Genomic DNA, 16,802 nt, shown 5'->3' with positions numbered 1-16,802 from the left:
CATGGCGGGACCCGTCCTGGAAATGCGCTCGATCGTCAAGACCTTTCCCGGCGTCAAGGCGCTGTCGGACGTCACGCTGACCGTCCAGCAGGGCGAGGTCCACGCCATCTGCGGGGAGAACGGCGCCGGCAAGTCGACCCTGATGAAGGTCCTCTCCGGCGTCCACCCGCACGGCACCTACGAGGGCGAGATCCTCTTCGAGGGAGAGGTCTGCCACTTCAAGGGCATCCGGGCGAGCGAGCAGCACGGCATCGTGATCATCCACCAGGAACTGGCACTGGTGCCCTACCTCTCCCTCGCGGAGAACATCTTCCTCGGCAACGAGCACGCCACGCGCGGGATCATCAGCTGGACCGAGACGCTCAGGCACGCCACCGAACTGCTGCGCCGGGTCGGTCTCTCCGACCACCCGGACACCCGCGTAGCCGACATCGGCGTGGGCAAGCAGCAGCTGGTGGAGATCGCGAAGGCGCTGTCGAAGAAGGTGAAGCTGCTCATCCTGGACGAGCCGACCGCCGCGCTGAACGACGAGGACAGCGGCAAGCTCCTGGACCTGATCCTGGAGCTGAAGAAGCAGGGCATCACCTCGATCATCATCTCCCACAAGCTCAACGAGATCCGCCGGGTCGCCGACTCGGTGACGATCCTCCGCGACGGGCGCACCATCGAGACACTCGACGTGAAGGCCGCGGAGACCACCGAGGACCGGATCATCAGCGGGATGGTCGGCCGCGACCTGGAGCACCGCTTCCCCGAGCGGACGCCGCACGAGCCCGAGGAGGGCGCGGCCCCGGCCCTGGAGATCCGCAACTGGACCGTGCACCACCCGATCGACCAGCAGCGCAAGGTCGTCGACGATGTGTCGATCCAGGTGCGGCGCGGGGAGATCGTCGGCATCGCGGGCCTCATGGGCGCCGGGCGCACCGAGCTCGCGATGAGCGTCTTCGGCCGCACCTACGGCCGCTACGCGGGCGGCACGGTCCTCAAGGACGGCAAGGAGATCCGTACGAAGTCCGTGCCCGAGGCGGTCAAGCACGGCATCGCCTACGTCACCGAGGACCGCAAGCACTACGGCCTGAACCTCATCGACACCATCAACCGCAACATCTCGCTCAGCGCCCTGGGGAGGGTGGCCAAGCGCGGTGTCGTGGACGAGCACGAGGAGCGGCAGGTCGCCGAGGGCTTCCGCAAGTCGATGAACATCAAGGCCCCGACCGTCTTCGAGCCGGTGGGCAAGCTGTCCGGCGGCAACCAGCAGAAGGTCGTCCTCAGCAAGTGGATCTTCGCGGGTCCGGATGTGCTGATCCTGGACGAGCCGACGCGCGGTATCGACGTGGGCGCCAAGTACGAGATCTACACGGTCATCGACCAACTGGCGGCCGAGGGCAAGGCGGTCGTCTTCATCTCCTCCGAGCTGCCGGAACTGCTCGGTATGTGTGACCGCATCTACACCATGGCCGCCGGGCGGCTGACCGGTGAGTTCCAGCGGGCCGAGGCCTCGCAGGAGTCGCTGATGCGCCAGATGACGAAGGACAAAGAGGTAACCCGATGAGCACGGATGTGACCGCCAAGACGCCGGCCCCGGCGCCGCCCGGCAAGAGCGGGTCGGCCGCGGGCGAGGGACTGCTGCAGCTGATGCTGGAGGGCATGCGCCGCAACATGCGGCAGTACGGCATGCTGATCGCCCTCGGCCTGATCGTCGTGCTGTTCGCCGTGTGGACCGACGGCGACCTGCTGCTGCCGCGCAACGTCTCCAACCTGGTGCTGCAGAACAGCTACATCCTGATCCTCGCGATCGGCATGATGCTCGTCATCATCGCGGGCCACATCGACCTGTCGGTCGGCTCGCTGACGGCGTTCGTGGGCGCGGTGGGAGCCGTGCTGATGGTCAACCACGACGTGGCCTGGCCGCTCGCCCTGCTGCTGTGCCTGGCCATCGGCGCGGCCGCGGGAGCCGCGCAGGGCTTCCTCATCGCGTACTTCGGCATACCGTCGTTCATCGTGACCCTCGCGGGCATGCTGCTGTTCCGCGGTCTGACCGAGATCTTCCTGGAGGGCCAGACGATCGGCCCGTTCCCCGAGGGTCTGCAGAAGGTCGCCAACGGCTTCCTGCCCGAGGCCGGCCCGGAGACCAACTACCACAACCTCACCCTGCTGCTCGGCCTCGTCGTGATCGCGTTCGTGGTGCTGCAGGAGGTCCGCGACCGCAAGCGGCAGCAGGAGTTCGCTCTGGACGTGCTGCCCGGCAAGCTGTTCCTGCTCAAGCTGGTCGCGCTGGTCGCCGCCGTCCTCACCGTCACGATGCTGCTCGCCAGCTACAAGGGCGCCCCGATCGTGCTGTTGATCCTCGGCGTGCTGGTTGTCGGCTTCGGCTACGTGATGCGCAACGCGGTCATCGGCAGGCACATCTACGCGATCGGCGGCAACCTGCCCGCGGCCAAGCTGTCGGGTGTGAAGGACAAGAAGGTCACCTTCCTGGTCTTCCTGAACATGGGCATGCTCGCGGCCCTGGCGGGTCTGGTCTTCGCCGCCCGCTTCAACGCGGCCTCGCCCAAGGCCGGCCTCAACTTCGAGCTGGAGGCGATCGCGGCCTCGTTCATCGGCGGGGCGTCGATGAGCGGCGGTGTCGGCACCGTCCTCGGCGCGATCATCGGTGGCCTGGTCCTGGGCGTGCTGAACAACGGTATGAACCTCGTCGGCATCGGCACCGACTGGCAGCAGGTCATCAAGGGCCTGGTGCTCCTGGCGGCGGTCGGGTTCGACGTGTGGAACAAGCGCAGGGTCGGTTCGTAAGTCCATGGGCCCCGCCTTCCGGCGGGGCTCTACCACTTCAACTCCATTGGGCGAGTGAGCCGAAGGGGCGCGCCTGGCCGGGCTCTCGGCACAGCCACGCGCCGGCAGGCGCATAGCGACACAGCAGCGCCCCCGAGGCGAACCGAGCCAAAAAAGGGAGCCGCACATGGACATGAGCAGACGTACGGTCATCGCCGGAGCCACCGCCGCGGGCATCGCCGCCGCCACGGTCGGCGCGGCCGGCCCGGCACAGGCCAAGGGAGGCAGTCAGAAGCCCGTGAAGAAGCTCTTCGGCAAGCTCGCCGACGGCACCAGGGTCCACAGCTGGTCGCTGGCGAACGGCGGCACACGTATGAAGGTCCTGTCGTACGGCGGAATCGTGCAGTCCCTGGAGATCCCGGACCGCAGGGGCCGGTACGCGAACGTCTCCCTGGGCTTCGACAACATCGAGGACTACGTCGCCAAGAGCCCGTACTTCGGCGCCCTGATCGGCCGGTACGGCAACCGCATCGACAAGGGCCGCTTCACCCTCGACGGCACCAGCCACCAGCTCTCCGTCAACGACGGCGCGAACAGCCTGCACGGCGGCGCCCAGGGCTTCGACAAGCGCGTCTGGGACGTCGAGCCGTTCACCAAGGGCTCCGACGTCGGGCTGCATCTGTACTACACGAGCGTCGACGGCGAGATGGGCTACCCCGGCACTCTCAAGGCCAAGGTCACGTACACCCTCACCGCGCACGGCGACTGGCGCATCGACTACGAGGCCACCACCGACAAGGCCACGGTCGTCAACCTCACCAGCCACGTCTACTGGAACCTCGCCGGCGAGGGCAACGGCACGGTCTACGACCACGAGCTGAAGATCGCCGCCTCCCGGTACACCCCCGTGGACTCCGGCCTGATCCCCACCGGTGAGCTGGAGCCCGTCACGGGGTCCCCCTTCGACTTCCGCCGGACCAAGACGGTCGGCGAGGACATCCGCGAGGCGCACCAGCAGCTGCTGTACGGCCAGGGATTCGACCACAACTGGGTGCTCGACAAAGGCATCACGGCGGCGCCCGAGCAGATCGCGTCGCTGAAGGACCCGTCCTCCGGCCGTTCTCTGCAGATCGCGACCACCGAGCCGGGCGTGCAGTTCTACTCGGGCAACTTCCTCGACGGCACGTTCGCCGGCTCCGGCGGCCACATCTACCGCCAGGGCGACGCCCTCTGCCTGGAGACGCAGCACTTCCCGGACTCGCCGAACCAGCCGGGTTTCCCGTCGACGGTGCTCCGGCCGGGGCAGGTGTACCGCTCGACGACGGTCCACTCCTTCAACTGATAGCCTTCGCCAACTGATCAATCTTCACAGGTGACTCACAAGTTCTCACCAATTTCTTAGCGGTTGAACAGCGTCACCGAAGCCCGCGTATCTATGGGTGGCCCGTGCTCCCCCGCACGGGCCACCCATAGTTGTCGGGCCCGGTCGTCCCCAACGGGCCCGCCCCCAACGGAGGTTTCATGGCCGGGAACGTCGCCTCTCTCTTCCGCAGCACGGCAGCGCACAGCCCGTCGATGGCTGCGCTGACGCGCGAGGGCGGTGAAGGCGTCGGGCCGATCGACTTCTGCATCCCGTGCAACCCCTACTTCCCCACACCCGCCATGTTCGACGACCTGGCGGGCCGGCTGCGCGAGATCATCACGTACTACCCGAGCAGCGCCGACACCATCACCTCCGAGCTCTGCAACCTCCTCCAACTGCCGCCGCAGTGCGTGGCGATGGGCAACGGCTCGACCGAGCTCATCACCTGGATCGACCACCTGCTGGTCCGCGAGTCCCTCGCCATCCCCGTCCCCACCTTCGGCCGCTGGACCGACCAGCCGATGGAGACCGGCAAGCGCGTCGACATGTTCCCGCTCCAGGAGTCGAGCGGCTTCGCTCTGGACCTCGCGCAGTACGCCGAGTTCATCCGCCAGCGCGGCACGAAGGTCGCCGTCATCTGCAACCCGAACAACCCGGACGGCGGCTTCCTCCACCGCCACGCGCTGGTGCAGTTCATGGACGCGATGGCGGACCTGGACCTGGTCGTCATCGACGAGTCGTTCCTGGAGTTCGCCGACGCCGAGGCCGACCCGAGCACGGTCGCGGACGCGGTGATGCGGCCCAACGTCGTCGTGCTGCGCAGCCTCGGCAAGAACTTCGGTCTGCACGGCATCCGCTTCGGCTACATGGTCGCCAACCCGGCACTCGCCGGGAAGGTCCGCTCGATGCTGCCCAAGTGGAACCTCAACTCCTTCGCGGAGACCGTGGTGTTCATGCTCAAGGACCACGGCGCCGAATACATGGAGAGCCTCCACCAGGTGCGCAGAGACCGCCTGGAGATGGCCCGGCTGCTCTCCAACCTGCCCGGTCTGACGGTCTACCCGTCGCAGGGCAACTTCCTCTTCGTGCGCCTTCCCGTAGGCGCCGAGGGCACCGTGGTCCGGGACCGGCTGCTCACCGAGCACCGGATCCTGGTCCGTGAGTGCGGCAACAAGATCGGCTCATCCAGTCGCTTCCTGCGGCTCGTGGTCCGACCCGAGGTGGATGTGCGTCGCCTGGTGTCCGGCCTGGAGTCGGTGCTGTACGGGTCCAGGAGGGGAGCCGCCGTACCCGAGCTGAGCACCGGGACCAGCTACAGCTCGGGTACGGCGGCCGTGGACCGACTGATGAGTGAGACCAACGGCGCGGGCATGCAGGGCCTGGCCGCCCAGGCGATGGGAATGCCGAACCTGGCCTCGACCCCGGCACCCGCCCCCGCCCCTGCCCCGATGCCGACACCGGCGCCCGCTCCGGTCCCCGCACCCGCGCCGATACCCGCACCGATACCCACTCCGGTCCCGGCTCCGGCCGCCGCATCGATGCCCCAGATGCCCTCGTTGCCGAACGTGGCCGCCATGCCCGGCATGGCCCCCGCTCCGGCCGCCGGCCTCCAGCCGGTCGCACAGACCGGCATGCCCGGTATGGCCGCCGCCGCCAACCGCCGGGCGATGGGCGCCGCCCAGGGCCTCACAGCGGCCCAGGTCCGCGGCCGCACGGCCCCGGAGGGCCAGCCCGAGCCGCTGGGCTGGCCGGCTGCGGGCGCGATCTGAGCGAGGGGTGCGGCACCGGGATTCCGGGGGTTCCGGGGTTCAGTGCCGGGTTCAGTAGGCAACGGGCCAACCGCTGCTCCAGTCCAGGAGGTTGATACCGAGTTTGGGCGTCCCGTTGTCGGTGCCGTCGTAGTAGTGGTAGACGATCAGGTCGCCGTCGGCGTCGCCCAGGATCGACTGGCCGCCGGGGCCGATGACGCTGCCGTGCGACTCTAGTACGGGCGTGCCGCCGTTGTCGGTCATCGCGACGCCGTTCTTGTCGCGGTACGGGCCGGTGACACTGCCCGCACGGCCGACCTTGACCTTGTAGGTGGAGCTGGTGCCGGCGCAGCAGGTGTCGTACGAGGCGAAGAGGTAGTAGGAGCCGCCCCGTTTGACGATGAACGGGGCCTCGACGGCCTTGGTGCCGGTCGGACGGGACGCGAGCGAGTAGCGCGTGGTGTTGGACGAGAGCTGTTTTCCGGTCGACGGGTTGATCTGAATCATCTTGATCCCGGACCACCAGCTGCCGAAGGACAGCCACCACTTGCCGTCGTCGTCGACGAAGAGGTTGGGGTCGATGGCGTTGTAGTCGGTGGCGGAGCTGGACGTGTGGACGATGCCGTTGTCGGTCCAGCTGCCGGGCTGTCCCGTGGCCGAGGTGGCCAGCCCGATGGCCGAGTTCTGCGAACCGAAGGACGAGACCGAGTAGTACATCAGGTATCTGCCGCCGTGGTACGAGATGTCCGGCGCCCATGCCTCCGGTACGGAGGAGTAGGTGGACCACCAGCCCGGTTTCGTGCGGAACGCGTCCGCGCCCGCGCTGAAGGCGATGCGGTCGGTGGACGTCTTGTTGCGAGGCCGCCGCCGGTGGCGTACAGCAGGTACTGGCCGGACGAGGTGCGGACCATCGTCGGGTCGTGGACGACCGTCGATCCGGTGACACGCCCGGGGTTCGGGTACGCGTTCGCCGTACCGGGGACGAGGGCGAGCAGGACGGCAGCGGGGAAGCCGAGGAGAGCGGTTCTTCGGGGGGTGCGGGAGGTGCGGCGGGCGCCGGGGTGCGGGAGGTGCGGCTCATACGGAACCTCCTGGGGAGTTGGGGGGTTACCTGACTCCGCCGCCCGGCATGGGGCGTCCGGCATCGAGCGTCCGGCATGACGAACGGCGGCCGCTCGGTCGGACAACTGGTGCGCCCGAACCGTAGAGTCGAAGCGCTTGCGCGTCAACGCTTCTCACCCGGGCAACTCCGGCAACTCGCGTCAGGCGAGCGACGACCGTCGACCGGAAGAGGTCATTTCGCGATCACGAACGCACAACTCCGGCCGGTCTCTGCCCCCCGCCGGTAGTTCGCGCATGGATGCCCGTGGCCCGGCTAGCGTGGATTTATGCGGTTGAGTGGCCTTGAGGGCTCCGAAACGGTCCTGTTGAAACGGAACTTCACAGGAGCGAACCTGTCCGTGCTGCGCGCCCTGGTGGAGGACACAGCGGCCGCCGAGGGCCTGGCGGGGGTGCGGCTGGGTGAGTTCACCCTCGCCATCAGCGAGATCGCCGACAACGCCGTCGAGCACGCGGGCGGGCGCGGCCACCTCGAACTCCGCCGCCTGACCGGCGAGCTGGAGTGCCGGATCACGGACAACGGCCCCGGCTTCACGCCCGCCATCCCCGAGCTCCTCCCCGGCCTCGACAACACCCGCTCCGGCCGCGGCCTCTGGCTCGCCCGCCTGGTCACCGACCGCCTCACCATCGCGGCGGGCGCGACGGGGGCCGCGGTGACGCTGGCGATGCGCCTGCGCTGACGGCCACGCGGGCGTACGGACGCACTTCCGCACGGGCGCGCGGCCGCATGAGCGTACGGGCGCACGTCCGCAGCCGGAGTTCCTGCGGGGCCGCTCAGGCGCCCACCGTCTGCGGCTCCTCGACCGCCGGCTCCGTGGCCTTCTCTTTCCGATACGCCCGGATCGAGTAGGCCAGCCCCGCGGCCCACAGCGCATACAGCAGCACGTACACGGCCGTACTCACGGCGCCCGTCGCCCCGACCCAGTCACTCCTGAGCAGCGTACGGACGTTGGTGACGATGATGACCCCGCCGACCGCGGACCCGAGTACCCGCGGCGGCACCAACCGCACGAGCCACGCCGCGATCGGCGCGGCGATCAGCCCGCCCAGCAGGAACGCCAGGACCCATGTGAAGTCGACGCCCTGGGAGCCGAGCGAGAACAGGAATCCGAGGCTGGCCGCGATTGCGACCAGGAACTCACTCGTGTCGATGGAGCCGATCACCTTGCGCGGCTCCATCCGGCCGCTGGCGAGCAACGCCGGCGTACCGACCGGACCCCAGCCGCCCCCGCCCGTCGCGTCCAGGAACCCGGCGACCAGCCCGAGCGGCGACAGGAACCGTTTCCGCAGCGGCTTGCCCAGCCGGTCCTTGGGCAGACCACGGAAGGTGAAGCGGGTCATGACATACAGCCCGAGCCCCAGCAGGATCAGCGACATGACCGGCTCGGCGACCTCGGTGGACAGGGTGGACAGCACGGTCGCCCCCAGGAACGCGCCGACCGCGCCCGGCACACCGATCTTCGCCACGACCTTCCAGTCCACGTTGCCGAACCGCCAGTGCGAGGCGCCCGACATCAGCGCGGTGCCGATCTCGGCGAGGTGGACCGTGGCCGAGGCCGCCGCCGGGTTGGTGCCCATCGCGAGCAGCAGAGTGGTGGAGGTCACTCCGTAGGCCATGCCCAGACTGCCGTCCACGAGTTGGGCGCCGAGGCCCGCGAGTGCGAGCAGTACCAGCGTCCGCATGTACGTCCGCCTCCCCTTTTCCTGGTTTTCCCACCGGGTAGGTAGGGATTGATGGGCCGGGCCGACGATAAGGGGAGAAACTGAGGAACGCATTAGGACGATGTGACGATCCTGTGGGGGAGCGCCCGCGCGCCACGGCTATGGGATATGGGCTACCGGGCTACGGGCACTCCCCGACCGCTGTACGGCTGCGGCTGTGCGGCTAACGGAGTCGGATCACATTCCAGGACAGCGGCTCCAGGACGGCGTGCAGCGCGCCGTCGCGGAGGGTCGCGCCCTCGACGGGGTGCGGTGTGACACGTTCCGGCTCGTCGAGGGTGTTCCGGGCGTCCGGGTCGGCGTCCGCGAGCGCGCTGTGCTCGACGACCGAGGCCAGCTCCAGCCCGTTCAGGGCGACTTCCAGCGGGAGCGACTCGGTGCGGCTGCGGTTGACGGCGAAGACGGTGACCGAGCCGTCCTCCCCGCGCACGGCCGTGGCGTGCAGCAGGTCCGTCTCGCCGTACTTCTCCGTCTCGTACGTCGGTGAGTCGACCCGTACGTCGAGGACCTGGCCGCGCCCGTACCGGGAGGCCTGCGCGAACGGGAAGAACGTGGTCTGCCGCCAGGCGGGGCCGCCCGGCTCGGTCATGATCGGCGCGATGACGTTGACGAGCTGGGCGAGGCAGGCGACGGTTACGCGGTCGGCGTGCCGGAGCAGCGCGATGAGCAGGGAGCCGAAGACGACGGCGTCCGTGACGCTGTAGTTGTCCTCCAGCAGGCGCGGGGCCTCCGGCCAGTCGCTGGGGTCGGCGGTCCTGGCGTGCTCCTCCCAGCGGGGGAGGTACCAGACGTTCCACTCGTCGAAGGAGAGGTTGATCTTCTTCTTGGACTTGAGCCGGGCGCCCATGTGGTCGCAGGTGGCGACGACGTTGTCGATGAAGGACTCCATGTCGACGGCGGAGGCGAGGAAGGAGTCGAGGTCGCCGTCGGTGGGCCAGTAGTAGGCGTGCAGCGAGACGTAGTCGACGAGGTCGTACGTCTCCGCCAGGACCGTCGCCTCCCACTCGGCGAAGGTGGGCATGGACTGGTTGGAGGAGCCGCAGGCGACGAGTTCGACTTCAGGGTCGATCTGGCGCATGGCGCGGGCGGTCTCGGCGGCGAGGCGGCCGTACTCCTGGGCGGTCTTGTGCCCGGTCTGCCACGGGCCGTCCATCTCGTTCCCGAGGCACCACAGCCTGATGCCGAAGGGGTCCTTGTCGCCGTGCGAGACACGGAGGTCCGAAAGGGCCGTGCCGGAGGGGTGGTTGGCGTATTCCTGGAGTTCCAGGGCCTCGGCCACGCCTCGGGTGCCGAGGTTGAGGGCCATCATGGGCTCGGCCTGCGGGCCGATCTTCCTGAGGAAGGCGATGTACTCCGAGAGCCCGAACTGGTTCGTCTCCGTGGAGCGCCAGGCGAGGTCGAGGCGTCGGGGGCGGTCCTCCGCCGGGCCCACCGAGTCCTCCCACTTGTAGCCGGAGACGAAGTTGCCGCCGGGGTAGCGGATCGTGGTGACGCCGAGTTCGCGGACGAGGTCCAGCACGTCGGTGCGGAGGCCCGCCTCGTCGGCCGACGGGTGGTCCGGCTCGTGCACACCGGTGTAGACGCAGCGGCCGAGGTGCTCGACGAACGAACCGAAGATACGGGGGTTGACCTCGCCGACAGTGAAGGCGGGGTCGAGGGTGAAGCGGGCGGGGCGCATGGTGTCCCTTCGGGGTGCGGTGCTTTGGGGCAACGGCCTGGCGCATACTGTTCGACATATCGAATCATGACCGTAAGTTCGGACGGGACCGTAAATTCGATACGCCTGCACGTCAATGGGGCGGGCGCGACTCTCGTGTGCGGTGGTGAGGGTTTCGGCGGCGACGATCGTTCCGCCCCGGACAACGAACGTTGAATTTTCATGGTGTCGACAAACGCGGGCGCGTACTGTCGGGCCGTGCTTGCTCTGTCACTGTCACTCGCGCGCATCGAGACGCGGATCGCCGGGACCGGACTCGACCGGGCCGAACTCCTCGACGTACGGGACCTGTCCAGGAGAACGGCGCCGCGAGAGAGCGAGGTCGGGGCGCTGCCAAGCAGGGGCGGCGAGGACGAAGCGGTGGAGACCCGATGAGCGCCGGCTCCGGTTCGCGTGCCCGTGGGGCCGTCACCCGGACCGTCACCTCACTCGTGGGCACCAGTGCCGGCGCCCGGATCGCGGCAGCCCTGGCCGCCTCGCGGGCCGGGGCCGGGATGCGGGACCTCGCGGGCGAGCTCACCGCCGGGCTCCAGGCACGCCTCGAAGCGCCGGTCGGTGTACGGGAGTTGTGCGGCGCCCTGTGTGAGGCGATGAGCGAGCGCAGGGGCGGGCGTCGGGTCGAGTTGCGGTTCGAGCGGTTCCCCGACGAGATCGAGGTCACCGGGCTCTGGCTGGAGTTCCAGGACTTCGACCTGGTCATCGTCGAGGAGCGGGCCGAGGCGGTGCAGCAACTCGTCATCCTGGGCCACGAGTTGTGGCACATGCACGCCGGGCACGGTCACCACCACGCGGCCGGCGCGACCGCCGTCCGCGCACTGACCGACGAGCCCGGCTGGCGGGAGCACGCCCTGGCAATTGCCGCCCGCAACGGCTCCCACGAGGCCGACGAGCGCGAGGCCGAGGACTTCGGCCACCGGCTCGCCACCAATCTCCGCATGTGGATGGCCGGTTCGGAACAGGACGGTCACCGGCCCGACGACCCGGTCGGGAAAGCTCTCCAGACCTACCTCGGTTACGGCGGGCCACAGAGCGGGCCGCAGAGCAGGTCGCGGAGATGACCTCCGAGACGGGCCCGGCAGCGGGCCTTCCGGCGAGCGCCGTGGCACAGCACCTGGCATGGGATCCCGCGGGCTTCCTCGGTGAGCTGTACATCTCGTTCTGGATACCGACGGCGGTACTCACCGCCGCCCTGGTCATCAAGCTGCCGAGCATCGTCAAACTGTGGAGGGACCCGCTGCTGCGCGCCGTCGGCGGACTGCTGGTGCTCGCCTGCGCGGTCTTCACCTTCGCGGTGCCGGCGACCATCGCCTGGGTGAACCGGATCACGGGCGTGCCGAACTTCTCGGCGCCCTGGGTGTACTCCCTGATCACCGCGTTCTGCGCGTCCTGTCTGCTGCTGATCATCGCGTGGCGGGGCGGGCTCTCCGACCGCTCGGCGGCGACCCGGCGCGCCATGCGGTGGGTGGTCGGTGTCTACAGCGCGGTGATCGTCGTCCTGTGGGTGCTGTTCGCGCTGGCGGACACCCCCGTGGAACGGCTGCGCGACCTCGACACGTACTACGCCACCACGCCCTTCATGCGCGAGGAGATCGTCCTCTACCTCCTCGCGCACACCGTGGCCGTCCTGATCACCTACCGGCTGGTGCGCAACTGGGTCCGCACGGACGGACTCGACGCCTGGCTGCGCTGGGGCCTGAAGTCCCTCGGCGTCGGATACGCGCTGAACCTGGTCTACGACGCCGCCAAGATCTCCGCCGTCGTCGCCCGCTGGACCGGCCACGACCTGGACTGGCTGTCCACGGACCTGGCGCCGCCCGTGGCCGCCCTCTCCGCCATCCTCGTCGCGATCGGCTTCATCCTTCCGCACGCCGGCCAGTACCTCCACGGCCGCTGGCGGGTACGGCTGAGCCACTGGCGGCTGCGGCCCCTGTACCTCCTGCTGCGCACGGTCACCGGCTCCGCTGTGCCCCTCACCGTTCGGGGCGGTCCGGAGTTGCGCCTGACGCGCCGCGAGACCTTCATCCGCGACGTCCTGCTGCAACTGGCCCGCCACTTCGACGAGGACCTGCGACGCCGGTCGTACGCGGCGGCCGTCTCGCTCGGCCACACGCCGGGCCGGGCGCGGGCGCTCGCCGCCGCCGTGACGGTCCAGGACGCCGTGGCCGCGCGGAAGCGCCCGGTCGACCGTGACGCGACGGCCTCCCCGGACACCGCCGCCCCCCTGCGGGAGATCGAGGCCGTGTCCCAGGTCCTCCGCCACATCGACGAGATCGAGGCCGTCCGCAGCCTGGCGGCCACAGCGGCAGAGAGCGTGCCCGCACATGACTGACCGTCAGGGAGGAGGCGCGCCGCTGACGGACGCGGGCCCCGCCCCTGAGGGCGGCGCCCGCGATGGATCAGCCCGCGCGTGATCAGCCCCCGAACGCCGGCTGCTCCACACCCTTGCCCGCGCCCGGGATCACCAGCAGCGAACCCGACAGGGGCGGAGGTGCCGTCAGGCCCGTGGCGGCCGTGGTGATGTAGAGGTCCGTCAGGTCGGGCCCGCCGAAGGCGCAGGCCGTGGGGCGGGGGACGGGGAGGGGGATGACGCGGTCGAGGGTGCCGTCGGGGGTGTAGCGGCGGACCGCTCCGCCGTCCCAGAGGGCCACCCAGACGCAGCCGTCGGCGTCGACCGTGAGGCCGTCGGGGAAGCCGGCACCGTCCTCGATGGCCGCCAACGGCCGCCGGTGGGAGATCTGCTGCCCCTCTCCCTCTGCCCCCTCTCCCACTCCCACGTCGAAGACGTCGACGCGGCGGGTCGGGGAGTCGATGTAGTACATCAGGCGGCCGTCCGGACTCCAGCCGATGCCGTTGCTCACGGCGACGTCGTCGAGGACCGTACGGACCGTGCCGTCGGGCGTGAGGTGGGACAGGGTGCCGCCGCCCGGGGCCTCGTCGTAGCGCATGGTGCCCGACCAGAGGGAACCGTCGGGGGCCACGGCGGCGTCGTTGGCGCGGCGGCCCGGCACCGGGTCGTGGTGCAGCCAGCGGAAACCGCCGTCGGTGTCGCGCAGACCCACGCCGTCCCGCAGGTTGAGCACCAGCCCGCCGCCCGCGCGCGGCTTCGCGGCGCCCACGTGCTGTTCAGTGACCATGACCGTGCGGCGGCCGGAGACGGGGTCGTAGGTGTGGACGCGGGAGCCGAGGATGTCGACCCAGATCAGCCGCTGGGCGGCGGTGTCCCAGGTGGGGCCCTCGCCGAGGGCCGCGTGGTCCCGTACCGCGATCTCGTAACCCTTTGCGCCCGTCATGCCATGCTCCGGTACCCGAGGCGCTCCGACAGTTCCGCCGCGCCTTTGGCCGCGAGTTCCTCCAGCTCGGCGCGGCGCTCGTCGCTCCAGCGGATCATGGGCACCGAGATGGAGAGCGCGGCGACGACGCGGCCGGTGCGGTCGTGGACCGGGGCGGCCACGCAGGAGACGTCCGGGTTGGACTCGCGGCTCTCGACCGCGATCCCGCGCCGGCGGATCTCGGTCAGGGCCTCGCGCAGGGCGGCCGGGTCGGTGATGCTGTTGGGCGTCATCCGGACCAGGTCCGCGTCGTCCGGGATGCGGGCGGTGAGCTCGTGCTCGGGAAGGGAGGCGAGGAGCATCTTGCCGACCGAGGTGCAGTGCGCGGGCAGCCGGCGCCCGGCGGCGGACACCATGCGGACGGCGTGCGTGGAGTCGACCTTGGCGATGTAGATGACGTCCGCGCCCTCCAGGATCGCCACGTGCACCGTCTCGTCACAGGTTTCGGCGACGGACCGGGCGACCTGCTGGCCCTCGGCGGCGAGGTCGAGATGCTCGGCGTAACGGCTCCCGAGCTGGTAGGGACGTACGCCGAGCCGGTAACGTCCCGGTTGTCCCGGTACCGGGACGATGTACGACCGGGCGGCGAGCGTGGTGACCAGCTCGTGCACGGTGGTGCGCGGCAGTTGCAGCTTGCGCACGATGTCGGGGGCGGACAGCGTGCCGTCCCCGTCCAGGAAGAGCTCCATTATGTCGAGAGCCCTGGTCACGGCAGGTACTAGGCGTCCCACGACAGGCCCCCTCCCTTGCGTCCTTGGTGACTGCGTTCGAGATTTCAACAGTCGATCGGCATGACGAACACAGGCTAGTCATAGTGAGCTCGACCGGGCAATGGTCGGGCACCCGGGGTATGAGGTGCGTGTGTTGCGCGGGGCCGCACGCGTGGACGGCCACGCGGCGGCACCCCGCACACATCCGCCCTCAGGCGACTTCCTGCCGGACCCGCCCGTGCAGAAGCAGGTAGAAGGTCTGCAACGACTCCTCCCGCCCCACCTCGAAGCGGTTCACCACCTTGCCAAGCGGATTCCACACCCGCCCGTCCGGCATCCGCACCCCGGCCGGCTGCCCGAAGTACGCGCGCTGCTCGGCGTCGAAGTCCACCCAGACCGCTCCGGCCCGGCGCACCAGCACCTCACCGACGTACGCCCCGAGTCCGAACAGCGCCCCGGCCACCCGCTCCCGGTCCACCCCGCCCTTACGCAGACCGTCGACAAGGAAGTCGACGACCCTCAGGCTCGCGACCGAGTAGTCCAGCGGCAGCCGGTTCCTCTCCGTCAGCCGCACGACGAAACCGGCGGCGTACCGCCGCATGCCACCCGCAGTCGACCCCTGCCCCTCGTACCCGGACATTCCCCCGCCCTTCGGTCGCTTCACGGAAAGCGGTCTCCGCTCCCCCACCGACCAAGCGCAATTCCGGACCGAAACGTCACACGTTCCCCACGAGTGACCGCTCACCTGTCAGCACCACGCGGCGGCCACCAGGCACGGCCACGGTGGAGATCTCCCAGCAGCCCGGCACCCGCCGGCGACCCACCGGCGCGGCGTCGTTGTGGTTCACGCGGACACGGGCGGCCCTTCCCGGCCGGCTCCGTCGAGGAGCAGTTGCGCGGCCACCGTCGCCCCGTCGGTGCGGATCGTGCCGGCCAAGGCCCTCGCCCGTGCTCGGGTCTCGGGGGTCAGGGCCGTGGTGAGCGCGGCCGACAGGGAGTCGGAGGTCGGCGTCGGGCCGTCGTGTGCCGCGCCGATGCCCAGCTCGGCCACCCGGGCGGCCCAGTACGGCTGGTCCGCGACCTGGGGCACCACCAGCTGGGGCGCACCGGCCAGGGCGGCCGCCGTCGTGGTGCCGGCGCCGCCGTGGTGCACGACGGCGGCCACTCGGCCGAACAGTGCCTGATGGTTGACCTCGCCGACGACGAAGCAGTCGTCCCGGTCGTCGATCAGGGCCAGGTCGGCCCAGCCACGGGCGAGGAGGACGCGGCGGCCGTGCGCGCGGATCGCCTCGATGGCGACCCGGGCGGGGTCGGTCGAGTTGCGCAGGGCCATGCTGCCGAAGCCCACGTACACCGGCGGCTCCCCGGCGTCCAGGAACGCCTCCAGCCCTTCCGGGAGCGGGCGTTCGTCCGGCAGGATCCACGGTCCGGTCTGCACGAGGTCGAGATCCGTCATGTCCTGCCATGGGACCAGGTTCGGGTCCGCCGCCAGCCACGGCCGGTCGGTGAGGACGTAGTCACGGACGTTGTCCACCGGTGGCAGGCCGATCGCCGCCCGGTGGCTGTTCTCCGCCTCGCCGTACAGCTCGTTCACACGCTGGGCGTCCTGCTCCCACAGCGTCTTGATGTCGGTCTCCTCCGGTGAGGACTGCTTGCCCGGCCGCCGCCCCGGAGGAAGTGACTCGACGGCAGTCCCAGCGTGTGAAAGCACGCGAGCACGTAGGGGATGCCCAGCTTCTCGGCCACCGAGCGTGCGCCGACCGGCATCAGGCCGGTCGCCAGCAGCGCGTCACAGCCCTCGGCCACCGTGGAGAGCGTGTCGAACCGCGCGGCGACCAGCTCGGGCGCGAGCCGGAACGCGGCCTCCGCCGACGGCGGCTTCTCGCCGGCCACCACCGAGCGCACCGTCGGGCCGAGCGGCACCAACGGGAGGCCGACACGGTCCAGCAGCGCCACGAACTCCTGATCCGGCGGCGCGCACACGCGCACCTCCGCACCGAGTTCCCGCAATCGCACCGCGAGGGCCACCACCGGTTCGACGTCCCCGCGCGACCCCCACGTCGACAACACCACACGCATATCGCAAATCCCCTAATTCCGCAGGTTCCGGCCTCGGCCGACCATCCTGCGGCACGACCGGGGCCTTGCCGCAAGCCCCCCGGTGCGCTATAGGTTGAGAGTGGCAGGGAGTGGGGTCTCTCTGCCTTTGCTTTTGCCTTTTGCCTTTCGCCTTTGGGATCTCGTGAGCCTTTACGGCACGTGCGTGCAGCCAGGGCCAGGCTTGCGTGCTATGGCGATCACGTCGTCGAGCCGGTCGCGCAC

General features: G+C 69.9%; 14 protein-coding genes and 2 pseudogenes. 8 read left to right on the top strand and 8 right to left on the bottom strand.

The genetic code is table 11. The features are described from left to right. Position 1 precedes the first annotated feature (1 nt). The 4 genes from mmsA to E0500_RS30645 all read left to right on the top strand — a co-directional run bounded on the left by mmsA (position 2) and on the right by E0500_RS30645 (position 5,904). Positions 2–1,552, top strand: a complete 1,551-nt coding sequence (gene mmsA, locus E0500_RS30660) for a multiple monosaccharide ABC transporter ATP-binding protein (RefSeq protein ID WP_131570567.1) — start codon at positions 2–4, stop codon at positions 1,550–1,552. Then, positions 1,549–2,793 (top strand): multiple monosaccharide ABC transporter permease, encoded by a 1,245-nt coding sequence (mmsB, locus tag E0500_RS30655; RefSeq protein WP_131570568.1) that lies wholly within the window; start codon positions 1,549–1,551, stop codon positions 2,791–2,793. Before mmsA ends, mmsB begins: the two co-directional genes overlap by 4 nt. Before the next feature lie 166 nt (positions 2,794–2,959). After that, complete coding sequence (locus E0500_RS30650; protein ID WP_131570570.1) at positions 2,960–4,114, top strand: aldose epimerase family protein; 1,155 nt, start codon at positions 2,960–2,962, stop codon at positions 4,112–4,114. Positions 4,115–4,293: 179 nt separating this feature from the next. Continuing rightward, the gene (locus E0500_RS30645) at positions 4,294–5,904 is read left to right on the top strand and encodes a histidinol-phosphate transaminase (RefSeq protein ID WP_181587291.1); all 1,611 of its coding nucleotides are present in this window, start codon (positions 4,294–4,296) and stop codon (positions 5,902–5,904) included. A 51-nt stretch (positions 5,905–5,955) separates the two neighbouring features. Here the strand turns inward: E0500_RS30645 and E0500_RS30640 are convergent. After that, a pseudogene (locus tag E0500_RS30640) lies at positions 5,956–7,028 on the bottom strand (arabinan endo-1,5-alpha-L-arabinosidase). A gap of 243 nt (positions 7,029–7,271) precedes the next feature. Between E0500_RS30640 and E0500_RS30635 the strand changes: the two are divergent. Further along, positions 7,272–7,682 (top strand): ATP-binding protein, encoded by a 411-nt coding sequence (locus E0500_RS30635; protein ID WP_131569961.1) that lies wholly within the window; start codon positions 7,272–7,274, stop codon positions 7,680–7,682. A gap of 94 nt (positions 7,683–7,776) precedes the next feature. Here E0500_RS30635 and E0500_RS30630 read toward each other — a convergent pair whose 3' ends face one another. Both E0500_RS30630 and E0500_RS30625 read right to left on the bottom strand, forming a co-directional pair. Then, positions 7,777–8,685 (bottom strand): sulfite exporter TauE/SafE family protein, encoded by a 909-nt coding sequence (locus tag E0500_RS30630; protein WP_131569963.1) that lies wholly within the window; start codon positions 8,683–8,685, stop codon positions 7,777–7,779. A 202-nt stretch (positions 8,686–8,887) separates the two neighbouring features. Then, positions 8,888–10,402 carry an alpha-N-arabinofuranosidase gene (locus E0500_RS30625; protein WP_131569965.1) on the bottom strand — a complete coding sequence of 505 codons (1,515 nt, stop codon included), beginning with the start codon at positions 10,400–10,402 and terminating at the stop codon, positions 8,888–8,890. 237 nt (positions 10,403–10,639) lie between these two features. Here E0500_RS30625 and E0500_RS30620 point away from each other — a divergent pair, with 237 nt between their 5' ends. The 3 genes from E0500_RS30620 to E0500_RS30610 all read left to right on the top strand — a co-directional run bounded on the left by E0500_RS30620 (position 10,640) and on the right by E0500_RS30610 (position 12,770). Beyond that, a complete protein-coding gene (locus tag E0500_RS30620) occupies positions 10,640–10,816 on the top strand; it encodes a hypothetical protein (protein ID WP_165935189.1) in 177 nt (58 codons plus the stop codon). 119 nt (positions 10,817–10,935) lie between these two features. After that, a complete protein-coding gene (locus tag E0500_RS30615; protein ID WP_131569979.1) occupies positions 10,936–11,499 on the top strand; it encodes a toxin-antitoxin system, toxin component family protein in 564 nt (187 codons plus the stop codon). After that, on the top strand, positions 11,496–12,770 hold the full coding sequence (locus E0500_RS30610; RefSeq protein ID WP_131569967.1) for an MAB_1171c family putative transporter: 1,275 nt from the start codon (positions 11,496–11,498) through the stop codon (positions 12,768–12,770). The genes E0500_RS30615 and E0500_RS30610 overlap by 4 nt, the downstream gene beginning before the upstream one ends. 82 nt (positions 12,771–12,852) lie before the next feature. Here the strand turns inward: E0500_RS30610 and E0500_RS30605 are convergent, their stop codons facing one another. From E0500_RS30605 to E0500_RS30590, 5 genes and pseudogenes are all read right to left on the bottom strand, one after another. Next, positions 12,853–13,731: an SMP-30/gluconolactonase/LRE family protein gene (locus E0500_RS30605; RefSeq protein WP_131569969.1), complete on the bottom strand. Its 879-nt coding sequence runs from the start codon at positions 13,729–13,731 to the stop codon at positions 12,853–12,855. After that, a complete protein-coding gene (locus tag E0500_RS30600; RefSeq protein WP_131569971.1) occupies positions 13,728–14,501 on the bottom strand; it encodes an IclR family transcriptional regulator in 774 nt (257 codons plus the stop codon). The genes E0500_RS30605 and E0500_RS30600 overlap by 4 nt, the downstream gene beginning before the upstream one ends. A gap of 190 nt (positions 14,502–14,691) precedes the next feature. Next, positions 14,692–15,120, bottom strand: coding sequence for a hypothetical protein (locus E0500_RS30595; protein WP_258573825.1), 429 nt, complete (start codon positions 15,118–15,120; stop codon positions 14,692–14,694). Positions 15,121–15,196: 76 nt separating this feature from the next. Continuing rightward, on the bottom strand, positions 15,197–15,328 hold the full coding sequence (locus tag E0500_RS44435) for a hypothetical protein (RefSeq protein WP_258573674.1): 132 nt from the start codon (positions 15,326–15,328) through the stop codon (positions 15,197–15,199). Next, a pseudogene (locus E0500_RS30590) lies at positions 15,325–16,559 on the bottom strand (glycosyltransferase). Before E0500_RS30590 ends, E0500_RS44435 begins: the two are co-directional and overlap by 4 nt. Positions 16,560–16,802 lie beyond the last annotated feature (243 nt).

The sequence above is a fragment of the Streptomyces sp. KM273126 genome, assembly GCF_004337435.2.
GTDB lineage: Bacteria > Actinomycetota > Actinomycetes > Streptomycetales > Streptomycetaceae > Streptomyces > Streptomyces acidicola.
The sequence above is the reverse complement of the archived record's forward strand: the minus strand, read 5'-3'. Positions and strand labels throughout refer to the sequence as shown.

Coding starts and splice junctions, on each gene's coding strand:
- mmsA (WP_131570567.1), top strand. CDS start 2: ATGGCGGGACCCGTCCTGGAAATGCGCTCGATCGTCAAGACCTTTCCC.
- mmsB (WP_131570568.1), top strand. CDS start 1,549: ATGAGCACGGATGTGACCGCCAAGACGCCGGCCCCGGCGCCGCCCGGC.
- E0500_RS30650 (WP_131570570.1), top strand. CDS start 2,960: ATGGACATGAGCAGACGTACGGTCATCGCCGGAGCCACCGCCGCGGGC.
- E0500_RS30645 (WP_181587291.1), top strand. CDS start 4,294: ATGGCCGGGAACGTCGCCTCTCTCTTCCGCAGCACGGCAGCGCACAGC.
- E0500_RS30635 (WP_131569961.1), top strand. CDS start 7,272: ATGCGGTTGAGTGGCCTTGAGGGCTCCGAAACGGTCCTGTTGAAACGG.
- E0500_RS30630 (WP_131569963.1), bottom strand. CDS start 8,685: ATGCGGACGCTGGTACTGCTCGCACTCGCGGGCCTCGGCGCCCAACTC.
- E0500_RS30625 (WP_131569965.1), bottom strand. CDS start 10,402: ATGCGCCCCGCCCGCTTCACCCTCGACCCCGCCTTCACTGTCGGCGAG.
- E0500_RS30615 (WP_131569979.1), top strand. CDS start 10,936: ATGCGGGACCTCGCGGGCGAGCTCACCGCCGGGCTCCAGGCACGCCTC.
- E0500_RS30610 (WP_131569967.1), top strand. CDS start 11,496: ATGACCTCCGAGACGGGCCCGGCAGCGGGCCTTCCGGCGAGCGCCGTG.
- E0500_RS30605 (WP_131569969.1), bottom strand. CDS start 13,731: ATGACGGGCGCAAAGGGTTACGAGATCGCGGTACGGGACCACGCGGCC.
- E0500_RS30595 (WP_258573825.1), bottom strand. CDS start 15,120: ATGTCCGGGTACGAGGGGCAGGGGTCGACTGCGGGTGGCATGCGGCGG.